This is a genomic window from Psychrobacillus sp. FSL K6-2836 (assembly GCF_038003085.1).
GTDB lineage: Bacteria > Bacillota > Bacilli > Bacillales_A > Planococcaceae > Psychrobacillus.
Genome location: NZ_JBBOOM010000003.1, coordinates 1 through 19,971 on the forward strand (window position 1 = coordinate 1; position 19,971 = coordinate 19,971).

A 19,971-nucleotide genomic window follows, 5' to 3' on the forward strand; every position below is an offset into this window, starting at 1 on the left:
AGCTCATTCTGTTAGGGGATCCAAAACCTACTTGGGAGCCCTGTATAGGCGTACTGCATCAAGAAAGGGTAAAAAGCGTGCAGGGATATCAGTGGCTCATGCCATTTTAAGAATCAGCTATTATCTCCTAACACGAAAAGAAATGTACGTAGACTTAGGTGAAGATTACTTTGACAAACAAAAAGAACTATCGATAGTACGATATTCTGTTCGAAGACTTGAAAACTTAGGTTACAACGTGACAATTTCTGAACCAAATGCCTCCTAGTCCAACCCACAATTTAATTCTCATTTAGGCGCTGCACTTTTTTAAAAAATTATTGAGCTGCGTCGGATTTCATATTGCCTTTTTTCCTAAATCGAAGATTTTAATTTTCATGGGAGTTGAAGAAGGAATATTACTTGCCTGTTTTAATTGCAGTATCACTGATAATTAAACTAAGTTGCAATCGACCTAACCATTTTTCAGAATCACTAACAATCCTTGAGATTCCATTCGTTTCTTCGTGGTATTCTAAGCCTTCCACGGAGCGATAGTCTATATCTAATTTTGCGATTCTAAATGCAATCATCGCCCATTCAGCATCCGTCATTTTTTCTTTTGAATTTCTGTTTATGTATTCAGCACTTTCCCTTGAAAAAGAACAAGAACCAGCTGTGATATCAACTTCTTTACCTAATTCTAAAGAACAGATCTTATTTGTAATCTTCTCTGTTTCAATCCATTCTACTGGGTGTGTTTTCATTGCTCTTTCGGTACGACCTAAAATTTGATAATTATGATTTGGAATATCTAATACTATATTTTTTAATTCATCTAAATGGTTCTTTCCCCAAGTTAATATTCGATCAAAGTCACAATAATGATAATATTGACTACTACCAGTGAGACCAAAATTTAATGCTTTTCTACGTGCCTGTGCTACACCTTCTTTGGGAATTATTTTAACATTAAACATGCTTCTTTCCATTTCCTTTATTAATTCAATTGATGATTCCTCACTAATCGCAATGAAAAGCTCTGAATAAATACCTTCAAATTCTTTTTGTAATTCATTAAATCCCTTTATATTTTTTCCATTTGGATCGTGAGTAACTGTCAATAGATCTATTTTGGACATGATTTATACCTTCAACACCTTTCGATAATAATTCTCCATTACAGCCTTTATTTCCTTTATTCTTATTCAACTAACCTGCCGAGTTGGTTCAATAAGAAAAAAAGCTTTACTCTTTCTTGAAGTAAAGCACCCGTTAGTTGAATAAATCCAATTATTAGCTATTAGCTATATCTATTACATTTTTCTACATATTTTTACTTTGTTGAAGAAGTTTAGATTGCCCTGTCCTTTCCCATCCTTCCACAGTCTCATATGCTTTTTCAGGAGTAAACCCTTTTCCTACAAGAACCCCCATTAGAATAAATTCTTGAAGAATATGAGTAGCATTTATTCCTCTTGCAACATCCTCCAATCCTTCATTTACCAAAAATTCAGTGTACCGTACCCATTCATCTGGAGTCTTGCCAGAAATAACTGTATTTCCATTGCTATGACTGTTTTCTTGTTCAGCAGCCATCGCATCTGCTTTCGTAGGATGAACAGTACCGAATGGATGGTTAGGAGGAGCATATATTGAATAAAGCTTTAATGGAATATTACCTGTATTTGTAAGATTATGCCATGTTCCAGCAGGTATCATGATTGCAGAATCGTCATATACATTTCTTCTGAAATTTAAATTATCTTTACTCTTGCCCATTTGAGTAATACCCTGACCCTGTTCAATACGTAAAAATTGGTCAACATCAGGATGTATTTCTAGTCCAATATCTTCTCCGGGATTTAGACTCATTAATGTAACCTGCAAATGGTTTCCAGTCCATATTGCAGTACGATAAGTGTTGTTTTGTTTCGTCGCTTCATTAATATTAATGACAAATGGGTCAGCTCCAAAATCTTTTAACATTCCTCTTCCATTATCATTAGAAACGTTATAGGATTCAAATTGATTTGCTCGAATTGTCCCATCAGGATAAGACCAGTTATTCGGGTTGCCACTATAATTATACGGAAAATTTCCATAATAAGGGTAATGATATAGATAACCATAAGGAGTATAATACACTTTTTCAATCCTTTCACAGATGTATGTATTATCATATGCTCCTATTTTAAAAATGTCCTTTTTATAATTTTAATAATGGAAACAAGTATTATTCTTACCTAAAAAAATAAAAAGCCGAAATAAAAAGTTCGGCTTTCAAAAAAAATTAATTTTGTTGCTCAGACATTAATTGGGTTCTTAATTGCTGAACTACACCTTCCGAAGCTGTAGCAGCTGGTTTATAGTGTCCCTTTTGAAGAGCATAACTATATAATGTTCGTTGACGAGATTCATCCTGATTTCTCATTTGAATCAAAGTCTGTCTAAGTTCCGAATTATTTGTTTGGGCGATGATATTGGCATATCCTGTTAAGCCTGCATTTAATCCACCTAGGTAATCATTGACCATTTCTTTATCTTGAAACATTTTATTCCTCCTTAATTTAAATATGACATTAAATCTTGTTGGGCTTTCTTTGCTGCTTGTGCATCTCTTTCAAAAATTGTTTTTAACTCAGTATCAGTACACCTCTGTGCATAAAATTCTAATTTTTTTGCTACGTTTCCATGTCCACCGATTAAACTTCGTAAGTGTTCTACTTCTAGTTCAGTTAAATTATGGTTCATTATTAATCCTCCTTTACTTTAATATATTCTCCCATTTTTAAAATTACATACATTACTTGATTCGTCCTTACATAATCTCATGATAAATGCATTGATTTTACTAAATCAACGTCGCGTTACTTTATTTCTTAACCCATCTCTTATTAAACTAAACTGCCGCGTTAGTTTAAGTGAAGCGTTTCACAATCTCACCTTTATTAAAGAATCAATTGTATCAGTGTCTAAAAAAAGCATTAATCCTTGTGGGATCAACGCTGATTAGAGTAAAACAAAAACTGGTATAAGTCTTATTTTTTCCGTACTTTCAAACCAGATATCGGTTTGTATTTTCCTAATGAAACAATATAATAATCTTCTCCATTATGCTCTATACGAGATGTTTCCCATTGGTTCCATTCGTTGTTCCAAACATCTAATGGTAAGCCCGAACTAAACTCGATTTCTGTCCCTTGGATTTCATAACGATTATTATTGTTTTTTACTAATACTCCTTCAGATATAACTGACTTATTCATCCATTCAATCTGCGTTTGTATATCTGCCAATTTAGATACGATAGTACGCACTGTATCATGTTGATATTTCTCTTCTGGATTATCGTAATTATATTCAAATTCGTCAGGTAAATTTCCATAGCGATCTTCTAGCTTAGAAATACTGTTTTCTATTTCTTCTAGTACTTTAAGAGCTAACTTTAATTCCATTATGCACCTTCTCCTTTAACGTCAATTCTCTAGGTTACACCTATATATTCCTAAATTATATTACTCCTTTATATCCCCCAAGTAATCCTTTACAAATTCTCTAATAAAACTATCTCGCTTCAAGAGGTCTTCTTCTTTACGGAATAACCCTACTCTTTTTACTCTTTGCTCCAGAGGCAATTTACTCCATTCAGCAATTGCTTTTTCTTCAATCTCATAGCGCTTTCGAACAGATGAAATCATGATATCTGTCTTTTCAGCTCTAATCTCTTGAGCTGTTTTTGGAATTGGCAGCCTGTTGAATACTTGTTGCTCTAATTCTTGTTTTTTTCTTTCCAACTCGAGAATTAATCTGTTTTCCATTTCTTTTTGCATTTCCTCAAATTTCCGACTCATTTCTTGCATCACTAGTGCCTCACTGAACACTGGTGAGCCACCAAAATCCTCAGTTGGAAATGACCTTACATCTATATGTTCGGAGAGCACATTAAAAATAGCATCTAAACTCCATTTTTGAGTTCTCTTATTTAAAATAAATATGGCGATGGCTACGTCTAATTCATCGTATATCTTCTTATTCGTTTCTGCAGTTCTTTGAATGTAATGAATGCCTTTATTTTCGAGTTCTTTAAACCATTTATCTACCGTGTTGTAATGAACGGACTCTTTAATGGTCGTTTCTTCTTCATATCTGTTCTGTATTTCTTCGGTAAAATCACGTATTTGCCAAACTGCCTCTTTCAACTCCATCTACAAACCTCCTACAATTAAAATAAGAATGATTCACAATTGATGTGTTCCCCATTAATGAACTAACTGTAGTGAACCAACGCACTACTACTAACCCATACTCTTATCGCACTAATGAATCTCTAGCCACTTGTAGAACACTACAAGATTTATTTGTATAATCACTTGTGAAACACTAACCATCTATAGACAACAAATACTGAACAACAAAAGAATATGGAATCAGCTTGGTGAATCATTAACAAATTTTGTAATCAAACAACTGTGAATCCTTGGCCACTTGTAGAGCATCAATGTTACGAAATTTCGCATCATCAATGAATCACTAACCACTTGTAGAACATTACTAAATTTACTCAAATCCTCACTAGTGGGGCATTAACCCCTGATAGATCACAATTACCAAACTTATAAACTAAAATTCCACATGCTCATAAGATCTTTGTCGGCTTTTAACAACACTAGTGATTCACTACTCACTGATGAATCATCGCAATTCTTTTATGAGTGATTACTAGGGAATCATCGACCACATATACACCACAATTATTATGATTTTTTTAATTACTAATGAATCCCTAACCATAAATGAATCACTGTACTTTATTAAATCTCACTAAATAATTCTAATTCGACAAACTAATAAAATTCCCTTTAATTTCAAGAGAAGATTATATATTAATTTAGATAATATCTACATTTAAAAATAAGAGAGTCCAATTCATATTTGAATTGGACTCTCTTATTCGTTCTTCATCATAAACTGTAAACACTTTCTTTAGTATTAGATAACACTTAACCAAAGATCCAAGCTTTCATTAACTGAGTTTTTCACTAACTGAATAAACGATTCATCTTCACCCGTTGTATGCGCATGATCCAACGCATCGTAATAAGCTGCACGATCAGTTGCTTTTATAACAGCAGGGGGGAAGCCGACTTTCATTAGCTCATAGTTCATCAGTAACCGAGAAGTACGTCCGTTTCCATCTATAAAAGGGTGAATCTTTACAAACTCTGCATGAACTTTTGCAGCACGTTCTACTGGGTGTAAAGTAGACCATTCATTTTCAACTGTTTCCACAAAACGTTCCATTAGTTCTGGAACAACTACATGATCAGGCGGACGATGAGTGGCACCCCCAATTAAAACATTTTCTTTTCGGTACACACCTGCATTTTCATCTTGTATTCCTTTTAACACAAGTCGATGTATTGACTTTATCGTCCATTCATTTAGTCGTTCCTCTTTTTGAACAACTTCTTCTAAGAAATCGATGGCGTCTCGGTGATTAATGACCTCTAGATGTTCACGCATCGTTTTACCACCAATAGTCATTCCTTCTAAAACCACTTTTGTCTCGGAAATAGTTAATGTATTTCCTTCTATGGCATTTGAATTGTAGGTCCAGTCAATCAACACATGATTTAATAGGGATTTTACTGAATGCACAGGTAAAGGACGAGCTTGATCTAACCTCTTTTTCTTTAAGTCAATTTCTTGAAAGTCCATGAACATTCATCCTCCTAGTCATTCATTTAACTCACTTTATACGTTCTTTTATATTCAATAAGCTATAATTCATTTTACCATTTACAACAGGAGAGAGTTGCTTTTTTACGTATATTCTTTCTCCAATTTATGATTTTCAACCCTTACAAACGCTTCTCTACACTATTTTTAACTTCTCACTTTATTTTTGCTCACAAATTCAGAAAATGTCTGAAAAACTTTTTCCCTTTGTTCGATGGTAAAATCCTCAATTCCGAAATACTTCTCAGCAAGAGCCCCAGTTTCAATCAACCGTTTTGTCCGCGCTTTTCTTTTCTCCCAGCTTAATTTCCTTCTAGTTTCTGTTTCCAGTTGTTTCTTCTTTTGTTGCAGCTGGTTTATCTTCGCTTTTAAGTCATTTGATTCTTCTAGTGGATCATATTTCATTCCTATTCACTTCCTCAGAAGCTACACTTTCCACACCATTTACTTGTGAGGCCATTTTTTGTACCCATTTAATTGCCTCTTCTTCTGAATCCACATTCCAAAGCTTGAGTACTTCCCGACCTATTCCAATGTGCATTTGTTCCTCAATTTTTTTTTGCCTTTCTTTTAATTTCTCAATTTGTTGCTCAATCGTTAGGATTTTCTCTAGTTTGTTTGTCATGTCCTTCACTCCTTTTTAACTTATTTATTCATATTTTAACATATAAGATAAAAATAATCACACTATTTCATAAATTTGTGATACAATGAGTCCGAGTACTGAAAGACGAGTGCCCATTTATACACCACTAAAAGTGGTGCCATGGGTTCTGTCCAAGGACAGAAAAAATAATGGTCGCCTTCGGATATTAAAATGAAAAAGGAAAAAGCCAAATCTAAAAGGAAAAGAAAGGAGGGACTTAAGATGAGTTATTACATGCTAAGAGCGAATGTCATAAGTAAAAAAACACAATCAGTAGTAGCAAGTGCCAGCTACCGAAGTGGAGAGGCATTATATTCAGAACGAGATGAGGAAGTAAAAAACTTCCGAACTCGTGGAGTGGCACCAGAAGCATTTATCTTAAGTCCCGACCATGCACCAGAGTGGACAAAAGACCGTGAAAGACTGTGGAATGAAGTAGAAAGAAAAGAAAAAGCCTGGAACGCTCAATTAGCCCGGGAGATATTAATCGCTTTACCACGTGAGCTAAACCACGATCAACAGAATGAATTGGTTCAGAAATTTGTTCAATCCACTTTTGTTGACGCTGGGATGGTTGCCGATGTAGCCATTCACAGAGACAAAGAACACAACCCACATGCCCATATCTTACTTACCGTTCGTCCGTTCAATGAGGATGGCTCTTGGGGAGAGAAGAAAAGAAGAGTTTACGAAAGAGATGAACTTGGAGATATAAAACGAACAAAGGACGGGAAAAAGATTTATCAAACAGTCTCGTCAACCGATTGGAATAATCGAGACACTTTAGTAAGATGGCGCCTTGCTTATGCGGATATGATGAATGATGCCTTTCTTGAAAATAACATTGATCAACGAGTATCTGCATTATCTTTTGAAAACCAAGGACTAGAAAAAATAGCAGAAGTCAGGCTAGAACGAAATGAATACCAGTTTGTGAAACGACTAGAAGCCCAAGGAAAAGAAGCTAATACTTTTTATCATCAGTTAAATCAACAAATTAGAAAGACGAATGAACAAATCTCTAAACTAAATTCCAAAATCGTAACGCTTGCTGCACATCAATCTACTCCATCAGTAGAGAAAATTCTTCATGATGAAACAAGCCTTGTGATGGGTCAACTGGAACCCGAATACCAAGAGAGTATTCATTTCTTACAAGGTCGCTTAAAGCAAGAATTAACTTTTTCTAATGTACGAAACCACTTGGATGGGTTATACCGTTGGAAAGAGAGAACAACAGAATCAAATGAAGTAAAAATGGCTGTTACGCATTCATTACTAGATGCTGTAAACAAAGCTTATCATGCACAAAACAAAGAGTTTCTAATGTCTCAAGGGTTTACAATAAAGGGGTTTTACGAACAATTTATCCCTAGATTAGAAGCTTATGAAGAGGCGGAAAACGACCAAGTAAAATTATCGGAAACGCAAGATATGCTAATTGAGCATTCGGAGAGAGCATACAATGCATACGCTCTAATAACACATCGCACCTTCAATCAGATTTATCCAGATATTGAAGAGGAATTTAAATGGAATGACCGAGTTCTTCTTAAAAAACAAGAGATACTCGATTCATTGAAAGAAAATAGAGGAGAACAAATACCATATCCAGAAGAGTTAACAGAGGAGCTAGCCATTGCTGAAATCGATCAACTTCTAAGTAAAGGTGATTCCATTAGTGAAACCATCCGAATTCAATCACTAACACGCAACAAGTTGGGTATAGAAAAAGACGCACTTAAAAACAAGAGAGGGGAACCCGACCGGGTTTATCAATTATCCGTAAAGCTCAATACGATGGTACAGATCTTAGATCAATCGATTCGAAAGGCTGCACTAATAAACGATCAATTAGGGCAGTTAATAGCTAGTCGATTTGCGAACGAAAAAGAATCTTTATTAATCAAAATAGAAGAGATGCCACTCCAAGTAAAAGCAGATATCTTACTTAACCACAAAGTGGAAATGGAGAAAGGATTCGTTCCTACATTAAAATCCTGTATTTTGTTTGCGAAAGAGCGTGAAAAAGAACGAGTTGATTCATATAAACTGTATGAAAAGAAGGAGTCCGGTCCATTTATTAAACGTCTAACCACGGAACAAAAAGAAGGTTCACATTTTATTGGAGGACGAGCACCCGTCGAGTTGTTTGATCAACTGATCCATCAATCAAGTGGGGTTCATTCATCTAAACACGAAGCACAAACACCATCAAAATCACGTAAAAAAACCAAAGATAAACGAATCCGTCAACAGTTAGATTTGGAAGTAGATTTATAAAAGGGAGGGAGGAAAACAAATGGGCAAACGAAAATTTCGAAAAGATGCAGGGATTAGGATATCAGTCACATTTTTATTAACCTTACTGATTGCGTATGTGCTCTCCGGTCTCTTTACGTTCTTAAAGTTGAAAGGCAGTTTGAATAGCCGGTTAATCGATGTGACAGGAACATTCGATTACGTGATGAATGATGCAGATAACAAAACGAAAATACTAATCATTTTACTCGCAGCCGTTTTCTTCTTCTGGTTCCTTTCCAAAATGAACCTGATGGAAAAATCGTATGAGGATGCACATGATTACGGGGTCCATGGCTCTTCTAGATTTACCCAGCCTCACGAGGTAATGAACGGCAAACAGCTATCCAAACGAAATAAATACAGTAAGTCCAATCCAGCTAAAACATTTGAAACGCTAGAAAATGGCTTAATAGTTGGAAAAGTACCTGATAAAAAGCAAGTTCTGATTATTCCACGCACTACTACTATTGATAATCGAAATGTATATGTAGTCGGTTCTAGTGGGAGTGGGAAAGGGCAATCATATGTTATTCCAAACCTATTAAATAATAGAGAAGAAACGATAATTGTGACGGATCCAAAAGGGGAACTATTTCACGAAACTGCACAAATCAAGCGAGAACAAGGGTATCAGGTCTACCAAGTAGACTTTATTAACTTCAATCAAGATCGCTATAACCTACTAGACTACGTCCTAGATGATCAAGATGCACAGAGTGTCTCCGTTACGATAGCGAAGAATTCTACAAAAGATAGTAAAGAAGACTTCTTTATGGAACGTGCACAAAAGATGTTGGCTGGGTTAATCGTCTACTGTAAGACAGAGATATCAAATGCCAGTATGAAAGATGTAATCGATACATTTAACGAGAAAGTTGCACCGGACGAAGATGAATTCCGTGAATGGGTAGACGAGGAGTTAACACAGCATCATCCAGCCTATCAACTATTGAAAGGGTTAACGACACTTGGTGGCAATACCCGTGCAAGTGTAACATCATCGTTTGCATCACAGGTCAGTATCTTTACACTAAACAAAATCAGCATGATGACCAGAACAAGTGATTTTAACTTCCGAGAGTTCCAGGAACAAAAAAGTATACTGTATGTCAAACTTCCAATGGATGATAACCCATTTATGGCACTGACTTCCGTATTCTTTGACCAACTGATCTCACAGTTTTACAAGATGGCCGATGAAAATCATGGAAAACTCAAAATACCAACGATTTTCTTATTAGATGAGTTTGCCAATATCGGCAAAATCGAAAAATATGGTCGCGTGCTCGCTACCTGCAGAGGCTTAGGTCTATCCATGAACACAATCGTCCAGGACAATGGTCAAATAGAAGCCATGTATGGAAAAGAGCTAGCAAGGTCTATATTATCGAATCACGACACCCTCTTATACTTAAGAAGTAAAGACATGGAAACAATTAAATATTTCTCCCAACTTGCAGGGGAGACGACCGCAAAGATCCAAACAGGCAGCACCAGTCAAAGCGGTGGCTTCATGAGTGGGAAATCGAGTGCGAGTTCAAGTCAGTCTGAACAATATGTGAAGAGACCATTAATTCCGGAAGGGGACTTATCAAACATTCCAAAAGATACGAGTTATCTATTTGTTAGTGGCATGTTCCCAATGAAACTTGAGAAAGCTTGGCAATCGGAGGTGTTCGGTAATTATGTAGGGCAGTTTAGTAAGCAGAACCCAATCTCTACGACTAATAGAATAGTAGACTCACGAACTGCAGCCACATTAGCAAGAGAACCAATGAAATCCAACCCTTCAACTGGTTCTCATACAATCACTCAAGTAATCGAAGAAGAGTGGGACCAAGCTGAACACCTAGGGCTTGATTTTGATGAAGCTGATTTGGAAGTCCATGACTCGGAGGAAGAAAAGGATCTAGAAAGTGAAGATATTCAAAAAAGACTAAAAGAGAAGGAAGTCACTATTCAAAACTTTTTCTAATGATATCTTTCGAGAGAAAAATAATTAAAGGAGTGAACTGGATGTATCTGACCATAAGTGAAATTCTCGGAACAGATAAACGGATACTTAGCTTTTATGATCCTGTGCCCTTTGAGGCACTTACATATGAGGGTCTACTTGATTTAGAAGAAAACATCGCAGATTACACGGTAACTTGTTACACACCAGTTCGTGTGGAAGGTAGTTTATCGCCTTTATATGAGGCATGGTATGTACGAAAGGACGTGATTGAATATGTCGAATAAAGTGGATTTAACTGAAGTGTCCAAACGGTTAGAGCAGAACTTGGAAGATCTATTCAAAAACGACCGTTTTCAGGATTTGTTGAATGTCATGGCTTCTGGACATCATTATTCATTTCATAATAGCCTACTTATTGCATCGCAAAAACCTGATGCAACCATGATTAGAGGGTTCAAACAGTGGCAAGAACTTGGCCGACAAGTGAATAAAGGGGAAAAGAGCATTGAGATCCTTGTTCCTACATTTCAAAAAGAGATTGAACAAAAAATAGATGCGAAAACTGGTGAGATCCTCAAAGATGAACAGGGTGATGCCCAGTTAGAAGTTAAAGAAACAATCAGCGGCTATGTATTTGGCAAAGTGTTTGATGTTTCCCAGACAAGTGGGAGAGAGCTGCCGAATGTTCGAGATTTCGTACAGAACGATTTACAATCAGAAGAATCATTAAGTGAACTATACGAGCGTTTTGTAGAACAAGTAAATAAAGATAGGCAGAATCCTATATCCATCCTAGAAGAAAATCATGAAAATGAGTCCTACGGAGGTTTTTACGAAAGAAATACCGATAAAATCGTCATTAATACAGCTATTTCTAAATCTACCGATGCTAAATTCAGAGTGGCTATCCATGAGTATGCACACGGTTTACTCCATAACAAAACAAATGAAATGCAAAAGTTTCCACAAGGGCATAAAGAGGCGCAGGCAGAATCAGCAGCATATATAGTATCTAAATACTACGGACTAGATACCAACCTAACCTCGACCGGCTATATCGCAACATGGGCACAGGACTTGAACCTAGCAAAACAAGCAATTCGAGAAGTACAGCAAGTGTCTGGTCAAATGATTGAACAAATCAACTCCCTACAAAGTGAAAAGATTAAAGAGTTCTATCAATCCATCGATCCATCCAAAGTAAAATCGGAACTGGAAGAGAAACTACGGATTGAATTTAAAGATGAACCAACATTGCAGTTAGTGGATTCAAAGAACGGTCTGGTCCTATTTGCAAAAGTGGAAGAAAGTACTCCAGATCATCATTTCATTTTACGTACCAATACGAATAGATTAGTACCTTTAGGTGACCTAGAGAGTAGATATCATGTCATCAATGTGTTGGAGAACCGAAATGAGATAGGTAAAGAGTTTAAAAAGGTCGAAGATTTTATGAAAATAACCAAAATAGATGACGGTAAATACGCAGTGACAATAGAAGGTGGGAAAACAACGGAACGAACATTTATGAAAAAGTTAGAGGGTCAAAAATTTGTTCAGAAAATAGCAATTGCTCAATCGCTTAATACCGATCGCTACTTATCGGTTACGAATTTAAAAGAAACGGGACATTTACAGCAAAAGAACGAAAAACTATTGAATGAGCGTGTAGGTAAGTACGTAAAAGAAAAAAATAGAAAAGCAGAACACCAACACAATGTCACTATTGGATGGCATTTGATGAAAAATCCGTTATTACAATCTAAAGAAGCGCTTGAAAGAAATATAAATTCACTCAACCCACATAATAGTCAAACAAAAGAATTAAAAGAAGCAGTATCCACGAAGGAAAAAGAACAAGAATTAGAAAAATAGAAAAGGTGATGGGGTTTTTAACCCTATCACCTTTTTCGTATAAATTTTTCTCCATTAATATTAAAGATATCTCTTCAACTAGACAGCTAGTTTTCTTATATTACTAGTTCTTTCTCGATTTCATAAATGTCAGTTTCGTTATTATTTCTCATTAAATATATTCTAATAGTGGGTAAACCTCCATTTCCATGCATATGCTCACCTAAAATTATTACACCTAGCCCCTCAAATGTAGGACTTAAAACCGTAAAAATTACCTCCATATGTTCTTATTCTACTGGCATAAATATAATCGTAAGTATGTATCTCTCCTTTATCTACATATCCATCCAAAAATGATTTCTCTTTCTTTGAAATAGTAAATAAGTTTATTAAGTAGATTGAAATTAACAATCAATAAATAGGTATTTAGAAATATGGAATTTCAAAAATTTTAAAAGTAAATATTATTAAACTTTTCTGAAATTATTGTTGACATTAATCAGAATTGTCTTAAAATGAATTATATCTAATATATTAGATTTTAGGAGGTGAATTGATGACAAACAATAAAGTAGTAATTGTAACGGGAGGAGTTTCAGGATTAGGTTTAGCTGTAGTCCAGGAACTTACTAATAAAGACATGAAAGTGGCAATTATTGATCTATCCGAAGAAAAAGGAAAGGATGTAGAAAGGACCTTAAGTGAACAAGGGAAAAGAGTAATATTTATTAAAGCAGACGTAACAATTCCAGAAGAAACCGAAAGGGCAGTAAAATTTGTTGTTGAAAATTTTGGGGGCGTAGATGCACTAGTAAATTGCGCAGGAATAATTTCCCGATCACCTGCGGCTTCAGTTTCTGCAAATGAGTTAGATACTATTTTGCGTATTAACCTTCAAGGTAGTGTCTATATGTGCCAAGCAGTACACCCATATATGAAAGAAAAGAAGATGGGTTCCATTGTAAATTTTTCTTCCATGCTTGCCCATTATGGCAGTTCAAACCTTCTATCGTATGCGGCCTCAAAAGGAGGAATTGTCCAGGTGACAAAGTGTTTAGCTGTAGAATGGGCACAGTTCAACATTCGAGTAAATGCTGTTAGTCCTGGATATATTGAAACGCCATTAGCCATAGGAGCTACACAAGATCCAAAGTTTAGAGAACGAATTTTATCTCGAACACCCCAAAAAAGGTTTGGGGCTCCTGAAGAAGTGGCAACAGTTGTAAATTTTCTAATATCCTCTGCTTCCAGTTTCGTCACAGGTATTATTTTACCAGTCGATGGTGGGCTTTTGGCCGGTGATCCAGATCTTTATCCGCCGGTTACGCAGAAAGCGTGAGTATATATTAAAAATATAGGAGGAAAAAAATGACTACAGAATTAAACAAATTTACGGAACAATTTCAATTAGACGACCAAGCAATTAATATTAATGATCTTCCATGGATTCCTCAGTCTGATAGAGTTTGGTTCAAACCTTTACGTTTTGACTTGACCACTGGAAGCTGGATTAACCTTTTGAAAGTAAAGCCAGGTGGAGCTGTAAACAGACACCGCCATTCTGGAGGAAAAGTTATGGCATACACCCTCCAAGGACAATGGAGATATTTAGAAAGAGAGTGGAGAGCTACTCCAGGATCTTTTGTATACGAACCTCCTGGCGATATACACACTCTTGTGGTAGATGGAGAAGAGGAAATGATTACACTTTTTATCCTTGAAGGGATTATCCAATATTTAGATGATAATGATAACGTAATTTCCCAAGATGATTTGTTTAGTAAAATGAATCTCTACTATAAATATTGTGAAGAACACAATATTCCAATTCAAAACTTAAAATATTAAACATATGAATCAAACAGTAATGAATATATCCTTTATTTTCTGAAATGATATACAAGAAAACCAGAAATATTCCTGAACTTTATCAACCAGCACATAGGGGTATTTCGGGTTTTCTTACTTACTCGATAAAGATATAAGTATGAAATTATTTGCTCATACTTATATATTTCAAGGAGACCTATAATGAAAAAACTAGATGTGTTTACTTTTGGAGAAACCATGATTCTTTTCCAACCTGTTCAAATGCTACCACTAGAATATATACATGATTATCCAAGAAAAATAGGTGGTGCGGAGTCAAATGTGGCAATTGGTCTTGCACGACTAGGTCATTCAGTTAAATGGTTTAGCAAGTTAGGCGATGATCCATTCGGACATTATATTAAAAAAACTATAAGAGGAGAAGGCGTGGATACTTCTTCTTGTATTTTCACCCCTCAAGCACCAACAGGACTATTTTTTAAAGAGCAGCTTTCTCCAGAGGACCTGAATATTTATTATTATCGAAAAGGTTCTGCTGCAAGTTTAATAGAGCCGAAAGAACTTGATGAGGAGTCCATTGCGAGTGCCAAAGTTTTACATATCAGCGGTATAACTCCCGCTTTAAGTATGACAAACTATCAGACTGTCTTAAGGGCGATTGACATTGCTAAAAAAAATAATACAATGATAGTTTTTGACCCTAATTTCCGTTCAAAACTTTGGTCAGAAGAAAAGGCAAAAAAAGTTTTGAACGAAATTGCTGAAAATGCCGATGTCCTTCTGCCTGGGCTTGCAGAGGGCCAGTTAATGACTGGGGAAACTGAAGTGGAAGCAGTTGCGAGAAAGCTGTTAGGAAATACCAATAAAATTATTATTTTAAAACTCGGAAGTCAAGGTGCATATTTGCATACAAAAGAAGAGAAATTTTTTGTAGAAGCATTTTCACTTAAACAAATAGTTGACCCAGTAGGGGCTGGAGACGGTTTTGCTGCTGGTATTATCAGCGGCATACTACGAAAGGAACCTATGTACCAAGTGATCAGACGAGCAAATGCTATTGGTGCAATGGTGGTTGGAGTAAAAGGTGATATCGAAGGATTGCCAACATCAAGTGCTGTTGAACATTTTATGGGCCAGTTAGGAAATGAGCAAGACGTAAAGCGCTAAATAGAGGAGACATTCAAAATGAAAAAATGGGACAACTTGATTCGTTTGAAAGAGTCTGGCTTAATTGCGGTAATCCGAAAACCAAAACAAGCACAGATATACCATATTGCAGAAGCACTGATTAATGGTGGGACAGGTGCTCTTGAGGTTACTCTTGATACTCCGGGAGCACTGCAGATGATTAAGGATTTAAAAGAGAAGTATAAAGACCAAGTATTAGTAGGGGCAGGTACGGTTTTAGATGCAACGTCAGCTAAAAACGCTATTGAGGCTGGAGCTGATTTTATTTTTTCTCCTACTTTGGATATCGAAACAATTCAAATGACAAACCGATATGGCAGAATATCAATCCCTGGTGTTATGACTCCAAGTGAAATTTTAAGTGCATATTCAGCAGGAGCTGATTTAGTGAAGATTTTCCCAGGTACAGCATTCAACGAGAATTATATCAAGGATTTGCAAGGACCTCTTAGCCATATTCCAATGATGCCAACTGGTGGTGTAAGTCTCGAGAATGTGGAAACATTTATTAAAAATGGAGCGATAGCTGTAGGAGCTGGTGGATCATTATTAAATAGTGAGGCAATTGCTGAAGGACGTTATGAAGTATTGACAGATATTGCAAAACAATTTATTGAAAAAATACGAAAAGCCAGAAATTAATCTAGTACCTAAAAAAGGAAATAGGAGGATTACTTTGAAAATAGTAAAAGTGGAAACTTTTTTAGTACCACCCCGATGGTTGTTCTTAAAAATAGAAACAGATGAAGGTATTTCAGGATGGGGAGAACCAGTTATTGAAGGACGAGCACTCACAGTAAAAACAGCCGTTGAGGAACTGAGCGATTATTTGATTGGCAAAGACCCTTTGCTTATTGAGGATCTTTGGCAAACTATGTACCGTTCTGGATTTTATCGTGGTGGACCAATTCTTATGAGCGCAATTGCCGGAATAGATCAGGCTTTATGGGACATTAAAGGTAAATATTACAATGCTTCCATTGCAGATTTAATGGGAGGTTCATGTAGAAATTCAGTTCGTGTCTACTCATGGATTGGAGGGGACCGTCCTAATGATGTAGGAAGAGCGGCTATGGAAAAAGTTGCAGCAGGATTTACAGCTGTAAAGATGAATGGCACAGAAGAACTTCAATATATTGATTCCTATGAAAAAGTTGATCAAGCAATCGAACGAATTGCAACAGTAAGGGAAGCAGTAGGTAAGTATGTTGGGATAGGTATTGATTTTCATGGCCGTGTACATAAACCAATGGCCAAAATTTTGGTAAAAGAGCTGGAACAATTTCGTCCAATGTTTATTGAAGAGCCTGTTTTGCCAGAAAATAACGAAGCTTTACGTGATATTGCACGCATTAGTAATATTCCTCTAGCCACTGGTGAAAGAATGTTTTCAAGATGGGATTTTAAAAAGATTTTACAGGAAGGGTACGTTGATATTATTCAACCTGACTTATCTCATGCAGGAGGAATAACCGAGTGCAAGAAAATTTTTGCTATGGCAGAAGCCTACGACGTAGCCGTGGCTCCGCATTGTCCGCTTGGCCCTATTGCATTAGCATCTTGTCTACAAGTTGATGCCACTTCTTATAACGTATTTATTCAGGAACAAAGTTTAGGAATCCATTATAACCAAGGCAGTGATTTGCTAGATTATTTAAATGATCCAGGAGTATTTGAATATAAAGATGGCTATGTCGATATGCTTTATAAGCCTGGTCTGGGCATTTCGATAAACGAAGAGTTTGTACGTACACAAGCAAAAGTTGGTCACAACTGGAAAAATCCAGTATGGCGCCATCAAGATGGGACTATTGCAGAATGGTAACTTAAAGAGTTCCAAAATCATAACTAGTTAATTTTATTTGGGTTTAATTATTAATTACAGGGAGTGTGAATATATGATATTTAAAGTACTGATAACAGACTATGAATATGAAAATTTAGATTATGAAGAAGAAATCTTTATAAATAGTGGCTTAAAAATTGAAATGATTAAAGCACAATGTAAAACAGAAGAAGAAGTGATAGAAAACGGACAACTAGCAGATGCAATAATAAATCAGTATGCTCCTATTTCTGAAAGAGTTATCAAGTCGCTCCCACATCTTAAAGTTATTTCCCATTACGGTGTAGGAGTAAACACAATTGATATCAATGCTGCAAGAGAAAAAGGGATTGTAGTTGCTAATGTACCTGATTATGGTATGGAGGAGGTTTCAAATCATGCTCTGGCACTCTTACTTGCATGGGCACGAAAAATACCACTTTTAAATAGAGAGGTTAAAAATGGTAACTGGGATTTCAAAGTGAGCACCCCTATTCACAGATTTTCACATCAAACACTTGGTGTTTTAGGTTTTGGACGCATTCCACGCCGCTTTATAGAGAAAGCAAAACCCCTAGGATTTAAAGTCGCTGCGTATGATCCTTTTATTTCAAAAGAAGACATGGCAGCGGTAGGTGTGCTAAAAATGGAATTTGATGAAATTATTAAAGAATCCGATTTTTTGTCGATACATGTTCCCCTTATTAAAGAAACTTATCATTTACTGGATAAAGAACAGTTTAAAAAAATGAAAAAAAATGCAGTTGTTATCAATACAGCACGTGGACCTATTATTGATGAAACAGCACTTGTAGAAGCTTTAGAAAAAGGTTTTATTACTGGTGCCGCATTGGATGTTACAGAAGAAGAACCCGTCAGTAAAAATAGTCCTCTTTTAAAAATGGACAATGTCATAATTACACCACATAGTGCCTGGTATTCAGAAGAGTCTATGATTGAGCTACGACAAAAAGCTGCAAGAAACATTGTACAAGTATTAAATGGGGAAGAGAGTCCATATTCTCTTAAATAAAATAACATTAAAACTGTATGCTCCTTTTGTTATTATCAATATTTTAATATTATTTATTTTAAATTAATCTTAATAAATTTTTGTCTAGTTGACAAACAATTCTAAAAAGTGATATATTAAATCTGATATATTAGATTTAATATTTCAGTTCATGGATTGTTATTATTACATCAATTTATTAAACAATAGTAAACTAAAAATATTGTAATGGCCTGTAATAAAGGAGTTGGAAAACTTGTTGAACTTTGACAATAGTAATTTATCTGAACGCGTTTATTTATATATCCGAAATAAAATACTGGATAATAAATTAAAACCAGGTTCAAAAATAAACTACGAAGAATTATGTAGTGAAATTGGAATCAGTAGAACTCCTCTTCGTGATGCACTTAATCTTTTAAAGCAAGATGGTTTAGTAGAGGTCAAACCAAGATCGGGAACCTATGTATGTTTGCCGCAGTTAAAAGATATAGAAGAAATCTTTGATGTGAGAAAAGCTCTAGAAATACAAGCTCTAAAATCCGCCTTAACTATCCCTAAAAGTACTCTTAGTTGCTATATGAAAGCTACTGATTATGCAGGGGTTGAACTAAAAACTGGAAATTTGCAACCTTTTTTAGAGACAGATAGAAAATTACATCAAACTATAATGCAGAATTCGAATAACAATTTATTAATCTCAATAATGGATTCGCTAGAAACAAAGATAAAATGGTTAGGTGCACTTACTGCCCAAAGTATTGAAAGGCCTATTCAAGCTAACAATGAGCATAAAAAAATATTGACTGCATTATATGAGTCGAACCTCGAAGAAGCTGTACTATTAATGGGAATCCATATAGATGGGTTTAAACGTTTTACAATTGAGGATAACAAGAGACTAAATAATGAGATAAGAAGAGCCAGGAATTCTTGATGGTCAATAAAAATCTCTGCACTTATATTGAAGGGGGGGATTTCAATAAAAGTACTTCTGCTTTAACTTTTAGAGAAAATAAAAAGACACTTTTACTAGATAGTAAAAAAAGAATAAATAATCGTATCAGTTTTTGATGAAATACCAAAGCGATAAAATAGAGATGCAATTAATGAAAACGCTTACAGTAAGGTATAACTATTATTTGGAAGAATAAGTGGATTCAAAAAGATCAATAGTTTTATTAAACGTTAATTATCCTGATTATAAGCAAGAAGAAAAAGATTTATAGAGTTTAAATGTTTGTTATAGACTCAAATATGTCTGATGAGAATAGATTTAGCATTTGACCGTAGCTTCTGCAGTAATGGTCAAAGTAGTTTCAAACAAACCAAACTCTTATTAATGCGATGCAACATGTAGAATAATAGTACCATACGGTGTCGGAGTAGACAATATAGACCTTAAAACCGCCTTCCGTGGAAATCCTTAGCATATTGAGTTATGGGATAAGGAAGGGATACAACTTCTAAAACAAAGCTGTATTCTCATTAACTACCAAACTTAGTGGTAACAGACCGTATGGGATGGTAATTCAGCGAATCAAATGCAGGATCTGCAAAGAAAAGCAGCGGAAGTGATTTATAGAGTGTTAACAGGACATTCTCCATGCAATTATGTCAACACTTTGAAG

General features: G+C 35.5%; 21 protein-coding genes and 1 pseudogene. 12 read left to right on the top strand and 10 right to left on the bottom strand.

Annotated features, from left to right (window positions below; translation table 11 throughout):
• Window positions 1-268: pseudogene (locus MKY37_RS21390) on the top strand (IS110 family transposase); the annotation flags it as partial.
• 130 nt (window positions 269-398) lie between these two features.
• Here the strand turns inward: MKY37_RS21390 and MKY37_RS21395 are convergent.
• The 9 genes from MKY37_RS21395 to MKY37_RS21435 form a co-directional block, all read right to left on the bottom strand.
• Window positions 399-1,121, bottom strand: a complete 723-nt coding sequence (locus MKY37_RS21395) for a hypothetical protein (protein ID WP_340780215.1) — start codon at window positions 1,119-1,121, stop codon at window positions 399-401.
• Between the two features lie 184 nt (window positions 1,122-1,305).
• Complete coding sequence (locus MKY37_RS21400; RefSeq protein ID WP_340780217.1) at window positions 1,306-2,127, bottom strand: cupin domain-containing protein; 822 nt, start codon at window positions 2,125-2,127, stop codon at window positions 1,306-1,308.
• Between the two features lie 145 nt (window positions 2,128-2,272).
• The gene (locus MKY37_RS21405; protein WP_340780219.1) at window positions 2,273-2,533 is read right to left on the bottom strand and encodes a spore coat protein; all 261 of its coding nucleotides are present in this window, start codon (window positions 2,531-2,533) and stop codon (window positions 2,273-2,275) included.
• A gap of 11 nt (window positions 2,534-2,544) precedes the next feature.
• Window positions 2,545-2,733, bottom strand: coding sequence for a hypothetical protein (locus MKY37_RS21410; protein WP_340780220.1), 189 nt, complete (start codon window positions 2,731-2,733; stop codon window positions 2,545-2,547).
• Window positions 2,734-3,020: 287 nt separating this feature from the next.
• Window positions 3,021-3,437 carry a DUF5348 domain-containing protein gene (locus tag MKY37_RS21415; RefSeq protein ID WP_340780221.1) on the bottom strand — a complete coding sequence of 139 codons (417 nt, stop codon included), beginning with the start codon at window positions 3,435-3,437 and terminating at the stop codon, window positions 3,021-3,023.
• Between the two features lie 60 nt (window positions 3,438-3,497).
• On the bottom strand, window positions 3,498-4,187 hold the full coding sequence (locus MKY37_RS21420) for a hypothetical protein (RefSeq protein WP_340780222.1): 690 nt from the start codon (window positions 4,185-4,187) through the stop codon (window positions 3,498-3,500).
• Window positions 4,188-4,971: 784 nt separating this feature from the next.
• On the bottom strand, window positions 4,972-5,700 hold the full coding sequence (locus MKY37_RS21425; protein ID WP_340780224.1) for a Fic family protein: 729 nt from the start codon (window positions 5,698-5,700) through the stop codon (window positions 4,972-4,974).
• Between the two features lie 168 nt (window positions 5,701-5,868).
• Window positions 5,869-6,126 carry a hypothetical protein gene (locus tag MKY37_RS21430; protein ID WP_340780226.1) on the bottom strand — a complete coding sequence of 86 codons (258 nt, stop codon included), beginning with the start codon at window positions 6,124-6,126 and terminating at the stop codon, window positions 5,869-5,871.
• Window positions 6,116-6,346, bottom strand: a complete 231-nt coding sequence (locus MKY37_RS21435; protein WP_340780227.1) for a hypothetical protein — start codon at window positions 6,344-6,346, stop codon at window positions 6,116-6,118. The genes MKY37_RS21430 and MKY37_RS21435 overlap by 11 nt, the downstream gene beginning before the upstream one ends.
• Window positions 6,347-6,589: 243 nt before the next feature.
• Here MKY37_RS21435 and mobQ point away from each other — a divergent pair, with 243 nt between their 5' ends.
• From mobQ to MKY37_RS21455, 4 genes are read left to right on the top strand one after another with little or no spacing between them, the layout of a single operon-like run.
• On the top strand, window positions 6,590-8,650 hold the full coding sequence (gene mobQ, locus MKY37_RS21440; RefSeq protein WP_340780228.1) for a MobQ family relaxase: 2,061 nt from the start codon (window positions 6,590-6,592) through the stop codon (window positions 8,648-8,650).
• Window positions 8,651-8,669: 19 nt separating this feature from the next.
• The gene (locus MKY37_RS21445) at window positions 8,670-10,646 is read left to right on the top strand and encodes a VirD4-like conjugal transfer protein, CD1115 family (RefSeq protein ID WP_340780229.1); all 1,977 of its coding nucleotides are present in this window, start codon (window positions 8,670-8,672) and stop codon (window positions 10,644-10,646) included.
• Window positions 10,647-10,687: 41 nt separating this feature from the next.
• On the top strand, window positions 10,688-10,912 hold the full coding sequence (locus MKY37_RS21450) for a hypothetical protein (RefSeq protein ID WP_340780230.1): 225 nt from the start codon (window positions 10,688-10,690) through the stop codon (window positions 10,910-10,912).
• Window positions 10,902-12,503 (top strand): ArdC family protein, encoded by a 1,602-nt coding sequence (locus tag MKY37_RS21455; protein ID WP_340780232.1) that lies wholly within the window; start codon window positions 10,902-10,904, stop codon window positions 12,501-12,503. The genes MKY37_RS21450 and MKY37_RS21455 overlap by 11 nt, the downstream gene beginning before the upstream one ends.
• Window positions 12,504-12,598: 95 nt before the next feature.
• Here the strand turns inward: MKY37_RS21455 and MKY37_RS21460 are convergent, their stop codons facing one another.
• Window positions 12,599-12,766, bottom strand: a complete 168-nt coding sequence (locus MKY37_RS21460) for a hypothetical protein (RefSeq protein WP_340780233.1) — start codon at window positions 12,764-12,766, stop codon at window positions 12,599-12,601.
• Between the two features lie 275 nt (window positions 12,767-13,041).
• Between MKY37_RS21460 and MKY37_RS21465 the strand changes: the two genes are divergently transcribed.
• The 7 genes from MKY37_RS21465 to MKY37_RS21495 all read left to right on the top strand — a co-directional run bounded on the left by MKY37_RS21465 (window position 13,042) and on the right by MKY37_RS21495 (window position 19,277).
• Window positions 13,042-13,824, top strand: coding sequence for an SDR family NAD(P)-dependent oxidoreductase (locus MKY37_RS21465; protein WP_340780234.1), 783 nt, complete (start codon window positions 13,042-13,044; stop codon window positions 13,822-13,824).
• 29 nt (window positions 13,825-13,853) lie between these two features.
• The gene (locus tag MKY37_RS21470; protein WP_340780235.1) at window positions 13,854-14,333 is read left to right on the top strand and encodes a 2,4'-dihydroxyacetophenone dioxygenase family protein; all 480 of its coding nucleotides are present in this window, start codon (window positions 13,854-13,856) and stop codon (window positions 14,331-14,333) included.
• Window positions 14,334-14,516: 183 nt separating this feature from the next.
• Window positions 14,517-15,482, top strand: a complete 966-nt coding sequence (locus tag MKY37_RS21475; protein WP_340780237.1) for a sugar kinase — start codon at window positions 14,517-14,519, stop codon at window positions 15,480-15,482.
• 18 nt (window positions 15,483-15,500) lie between these two features.
• Window positions 15,501-16,145, top strand: a complete 645-nt coding sequence (locus tag MKY37_RS21480) for a bifunctional 4-hydroxy-2-oxoglutarate aldolase/2-dehydro-3-deoxy-phosphogluconate aldolase (RefSeq protein WP_340780239.1) — start codon at window positions 15,501-15,503, stop codon at window positions 16,143-16,145.
• Window positions 16,146-16,179: 34 nt separating this feature from the next.
• A complete protein-coding gene (gene dgoD, locus MKY37_RS21485; protein ID WP_340780241.1) occupies window positions 16,180-17,328 on the top strand; it encodes a galactonate dehydratase in 1,149 nt (382 codons plus the stop codon).
• 37 nt (window positions 17,329-17,365) lie between these two features.
• Window positions 17,366-18,361, top strand: coding sequence for a C-terminal binding protein (locus MKY37_RS21490; protein WP_340780242.1), 996 nt, complete (start codon window positions 17,366-17,368; stop codon window positions 18,359-18,361).
• A gap of 235 nt (window positions 18,362-18,596) precedes the next feature.
• Window positions 18,597-19,277, top strand: coding sequence for a GntR family transcriptional regulator (locus MKY37_RS21495; RefSeq protein WP_340780243.1), 681 nt, complete (start codon window positions 18,597-18,599; stop codon window positions 19,275-19,277).
• Window positions 19,278-19,971 lie beyond the last annotated feature (694 nt).